Here is a 5,366-nt window from a genome sequence, read left to right on the forward strand (position 1 = left end):
GGTTCAGCGGACGCTTACGGTCAGCGAGCAGCCAATATCATGACATTAATCCAGTCAGCAAAGCTGAATGGCTTGGATCCGTATGCCTATTTAAGTGATGTGCTGAAAAGGCTACCGACGCATAAAGCGACCCAAATAGAAGAATTACTGCCACATCGCTGGAAATCCAACTCAAATTAAAAAATGGGCATGGGGTTCAGCGGACGCTTACACTCAAACTTATCTGGTTTTAACTAAACTCATATTTTTGAGCTGTGCGACAGGTATTTTTTTATTGATTGGGTATTATCGGCTTGTGGTTCGTGCGCGGTAATGAGATATCTAAAATTAAAAAAAGGATTTTGTATCACTACAAAATCCATAAAATTTAAGACTTTATCTTTCTCTTAACGCTTCTCTGGCTTTATTGAATGGCTTAATCAAATAGTCCAGCACTGTTTTCTGTCCAGTGCGAATATCAACTGTCGCCACCATTCCAGGCGTAATCGCAAAAGTCTTACCCTGTTTATTTCGCAGCTTATCTGAATCAGTGCGAATATAAACCCGATAGTAAAATTGATCCTGTTTAACTTCATCTCGAATCGTATCAGGAGATATCACGGTCACTTTGCCATGTAATCCGCCATATATCGCATAATCGTACGCTGTAATTTTGACTAAAGCTTGTTGGTTTGGACGAATAAAGGCAATATCTCTTGGCGAAATTCTAGCTTCGATCAGAAGCTGTTCATCTAACGGCACAATCGTCATAATCTTGCCATTAGGAGGAATTACGCCACCTAAAGTCATTACATCGATTTCTTTTACCACACCGCGAACAGGCGCTCTAAAGACTGTACGATTTAATGTATCTGATTTTCCTTTCACAATCTGCCGTTGTGTTTCTACGTCGGTATTGGCTTTGGATAATTCTTCCCTTGCTTTTACATAATACTGACTACGTGTATCATTAATTTGCTTTTGTAAATCAGAAGCTTGACGTTTTAACCTTAAAACCTCTACCTCACTTGCAGCTCCTTTAGCAACTAACGGCTCAGTCATTCTTAGCTCTTGCTGTACCAATGTTAAAGAAGTCGTTAGATCTGATATTGACTCTTCTAAATTTTTCCGTCGTGTATTATACAACTGTGTTTCTTCACGAACCAATTGCGAATCTTTTTGAACTATCTCGGGAAATTGTAATGCAGTTCCATTTACTTCTGCCCGTAAACGTGCCGAAGTGGCCAATGAAGAAACGAGCAAAGACTGCGATTCACCTACATTAGATGCAAAGCGAGTCGGATCAAGTTGTGCCAATATGGTGCCTTTTTCTACAATATCACCTTCTTTAACATCGAGTTTGGTCAAAATACCACCCTCTAATGACTGAATAATTTGCTCTTTAGAAGATGGAATAACTTTACCCGTACCTGTAGAAACTTCTTCCAATTTAAATAAAGCAGCCCATATAAAGAACACCAAAAGTCCTAAGCCAATAATCCAGATGACCATACTCGATTTAGGTAAAGGTGGTTCATGAAATGAAGCTTTAGCAGGACGTTTTGTTTGTTGTGGTTGTTCATTCATTATTGTGCCCCACTGGATGGATGAGTTTGATTATTTGATTGACTCAAAATCTGATCGCGTGGACCATCCATCACAATTTTCCCCTCATTCATGACAATAATTCGATCAACTAATGCCAAAACAGCTCGCCGATGAGTTGCAACAATTAAAGTCCGATGCCCCATCCAATTCATTAGATGATCAATAAATTGTTTTTCTGCTACATCATCAATCGACGCTGTTGGCTCATCTAACAATACAATATTAGGTTGGCGAATAAGCAAGCGTGACAGCAACAAAGCCTGCCGTTGTCCACCAGAGAAACCTAAGCCACCCTCAAGTACAAGATGATCAAGACCTTCTTTTTTATCTTGTACAAATGACCAAGCTCCTGTCATTTTGAGCGCCTGAATCAAGTCATCATCTGAGGCTAAAGGTGCGCCTAAAGTTAGGTTTTCCCTGATTGTGCCATAAAACAAATGCGCACTCTGATTAAGTAACCCTGTATCACGACGAATATCAGCAGGATCAATCAGTGATAAATCAAGACCATCAAGATAAATATTACCTTGCTGCGGCATTTGCATGCCTGATAATAATTGCAATAATGTGGATTTCCCCGCGCCATTTCGGCCTAAAATTGCAATTTTCTCTCCCGCCCGAATTGCTAGTTGAGCAATCGCTAGATTGGGTTTTGCATCATCTTGATTATATTTAAATAAAGTGCCATTCAATTGATAATCACCCAACAATACTGAGCGATGGATCAAATGCGCCCGATCAGGTTGGTCAACTGGCTTTTTCATTAACTCATCAAGACTACTTTTTGCGACTTTGGCTTGCTGTAATCGTCCCAAAACACCCGTAATTTGTGCAATTGGTGCCAACATTCGTGAAGATAAAATTGAGCATGCAACCAATGCACCTGTGGTCATTTCTCCACTAATCACGGCAAAACAGCCAACAAGTACCACAAGAGCATAAGTCAGACCTTGGACTTTTTGCGTCCATGCAGTCATCACGCCCACTATTTTACGCTGCTTCATACTAATATCGGCAGACATTTCATTCATATGATTCCATTGATTCTGGAATCTGGATTCAGCGCGTAACAGCTTAATGTCCTCTATGCCTTGCACTGATTCCACCAATATTGCATTACGAATCGAAGACTCACGCATTCCCTCTCTGGCAAGTTTAGCCAGTGGTCTTTGTGCCAATATGGCTGGAATAATCATAAGCGGTACAACAAGTACCATGACCCAGAAAAGATTGCCGCCAATGATCCAGAATATAACCAAAAATAAAAAGAAAAATGGCAAGTCGGCAATGGCGCTAATCGTCGTTGAGGTGACTAGCTCCCGCACCCCTTCCAACTCCCGAATTTGGGAAATAAAAGTACCTGTTGATTTGGAACGCTCACTATTTTTAATTCTGAGCGTATGACCAAAAACCCGATCTGAAATACGCAAGTCTGCTCGTTTACCAATAATATCTGATAAATAGATACGCGCTACACGTAAAACAAATTCAAAAATTGCCGCAATCAATACACCACCTGCCAACACCCATAACGTAGGAATTGACTGAGAAGGCACGACTCGATCATAGACTTGCATTGAAAATATAATGGTTGCCAGTGCCAGAATATTTGCAATTAATGATGCAAACATAATATCGATATATCGTTTCCAGTCACGTAACACGATCGACCAGAACCAACTACTCTCATAAGGTTTGATATATTCATCAATACGCGCATCTGCAACTGATTTTTCAGGTCGCAGGATATAAACACTTTCAATTTCATGTTGAAGGTCAGAAGCAACAAAACTTTGCGCAAGCCCCTGATCACCACTCATCTGGATACTGACATTATGATCGACATCTGCCTGATCAACCACACCAACTTGACCATCCTTGAATACCACGATGACTGGTAAACGCCATGGATTAAGCATCTCTTTTGAAAATTTACTTTTACGTACACTTAAGCCAATCTGACGTGCAATCGTTTTCACGACCTCATCTGCTGCACTAGCCCCTGCCCAATCCATCTGCAAACGGATACGTTCTTCAGAGGTTTCGATACGATAATGTTTGGCAATCAATAAAATTGCCTGAAGATATGGCTGGTAATTCATCGTACTCATGGCTGAACCTCAACCCCCTGAATGGATAGACGATTAAGATGATAAACATCTCGTGATTGACCTGTAGTCGAGATAAGTTGGACTAGATTTGCATAAATATCATAACGATTATTTTCAATTTCCATATTTGCACTATGAATGGCTTGTTCAGCATTAAGTAAGTCCACTACTGTCCGCGTACCAAGCTTATATTGCTCCTGATATAATTCTTTTGTTCTGGTGGTGGTTGATTGTCTGGCAACCAAAACCTGCATCTGCCGTTGTTTATTTGTGACTTGTTCCTCAGTCATGCGAATCTGTTCCAGAATATCCATATAACTATTTTGTACTTTGGCTTTGGCAGCTTCTTCTGCATAACTTGCAGCGCGACTTTGCGCCCCCACTGATCCACCCTGAAAGAAGTTACTGCTTGCTTCAAATTTAATTGAACTATCAAATCCGTCATCCTTGTTATTGTTTGGATTGACACCATTCAGTGCCTGACTTAGCGTTCCAACTAAATTTAAAGTAGGGTAACGACTGAGATCTGTCTGAGTTTTCTGTGCTTTTGCGACATTTACTTCTGCTTGAGCAGACATAATCGTAGGAATCGTATTGATTTTAGGTGCTTCAAAAATCTTTGATTCAGTGACTACATTTTCAGGTATTTTCCAGTTGATCCGACTGATATCAAAGCCCAGTAAAGTCCGTAATTTTTGTTGATACAGTCTTAATTGTGTTTGTTGAGCAATTAAATTTGATTGGGAAGCTTCAAGATACGACTTCGCCTGCACGGGATCTGCCTGACTGCTAATGCCAGCATTTGCACGCAAATTGGCAATCTCAGCAATACGTGCAATCCCATCTACTTGCTGCTGTGCAATGCGACAGACTTCCTCATAGCGTTTTAGATTCACGATTGCACTTGCAACCTCAAGTGCAACCTCATCAATCTTGACCAGCACTTGCGCCTGCTGCAATGCTAATCTGGCTTTTTGAATATCCACACTGGATTTGACCTTACCAAAATCATAGACCATCTGTGTCGCATTAAGACTTAATAACTGCCGACCGCGTTCGCCAGAAGTCATATCTCCAGTCGAAATACCACCCGATAATTGAGGATAATATGCAGCTTTAGCCACATCAATATTGGCATTTTGAGAAGCAAGACTCGCAATATTTTGACTAATTTCAGGATGTCGCTGAACCGCAATTTTCACTGCCTCAGAAATATCAAGCGTTCTTGAAGTGGGGCTTACCAAGCTCAATCCCGCAGTATTGACCGTATTGGAATGTGTTGAACCGATAACAGGAAGTTCATCAAACTTTGAGGTATCGACATCAAAATTTGAGAGCTGTTTAAGATCTACTTTATTAAAATGATCATCCGATTTTGGGGTAAATACACCTTGTAAATTATCTTTTAACGAAGTTGCAATTTCCTGACCAGACGCTGCATAAAGTAAAGGCATATAAAGGCTAAGAAGTGAACATAAACTCGTCTTTATTAATACATCCCGTTTATTCATGATATTGTTTCACGACTATAATAATGATGAGGAAAATCAAAACTCAAGCATTGTACTGGAATTTTGTTTTGCCATTAAATGATTTAGCGAAATTATTCACATCTAGCATAAAAATTGCCCCACGGATGGGGCAACTTTTATTCATAAACACGATAAG

The 5,366-nt window shown here is 40.2% G+C and carries 3 protein-coding genes and 1 pseudogene; 1 reads left to right on the forward strand and 3 read right to left on the reverse strand.

The annotated features are described in order from the left end of the window. Nucleotides 1–18: 18 nt before the first annotated feature. Nucleotides 19–180: pseudogene (locus I6L24_RS03240) on the forward strand (transposase domain-containing protein); the annotation flags it as partial. 195 nt (nucleotides 181–375) lie between these two features. On the opposite strand, the gene I6L24_RS03245 reads toward I6L24_RS03240, so the two are convergent. Genes I6L24_RS03245 through I6L24_RS03255 form a run of 3 tightly spaced genes read right to left on the reverse strand, consistent with a single transcriptional unit; the run spans nucleotide 376 to nucleotide 5,152 of the window. After that, nucleotides 376–1,566: an HlyD family efflux transporter periplasmic adaptor subunit gene (locus I6L24_RS03245; RefSeq protein ID WP_044112084.1), complete on the reverse strand. Its 1,191-nt coding sequence runs from the start codon at nucleotides 1,564–1,566 to the stop codon at nucleotides 376–378. Continuing rightward, nucleotides 1,566–3,698, reverse strand: a complete 2,133-nt coding sequence (locus I6L24_RS03250) for a type I secretion system permease/ATPase (protein ID WP_000106054.1) — start codon at nucleotides 3,696–3,698, stop codon at nucleotides 1,566–1,568. The genes I6L24_RS03245 and I6L24_RS03250 overlap by 1 nt, the downstream gene beginning before the upstream one ends. After that, nucleotides 3,695–5,152, reverse strand: coding sequence for a TolC family protein (locus I6L24_RS03255; protein WP_025469530.1), 1,458 nt, complete (start codon nucleotides 5,150–5,152; stop codon nucleotides 3,695–3,697). The genes I6L24_RS03250 and I6L24_RS03255 overlap by 4 nt, the downstream gene beginning before the upstream one ends. Nucleotides 5,153–5,366: the final 214 nt, after the last annotated feature.

This window comes from Acinetobacter lwoffii (genome assembly GCF_019048525.1).
GTDB classification, from domain to species: domain Bacteria; phylum Pseudomonadota; class Gammaproteobacteria; order Pseudomonadales; family Moraxellaceae; genus Acinetobacter; species Acinetobacter lwoffii_K.

Coding starts and splice junctions, on each gene's coding strand:
- I6L24_RS03245 (WP_044112084.1), bottom strand. CDS start 1,566: ATGAATGAACAACCACAACAAACAAAACGTCCTGCTAAAGCTTCATTT.
- I6L24_RS03250 (WP_000106054.1), bottom strand. CDS start 3,698: ATGAGTACGATGAATTACCAGCCATATCTTCAGGCAATTTTATTGATT.
- I6L24_RS03255 (WP_025469530.1), bottom strand. CDS start 5,152: ATGCCTTTACTTTATGCAGCGTCTGGTCAGGAAATTGCAACTTCGTTA.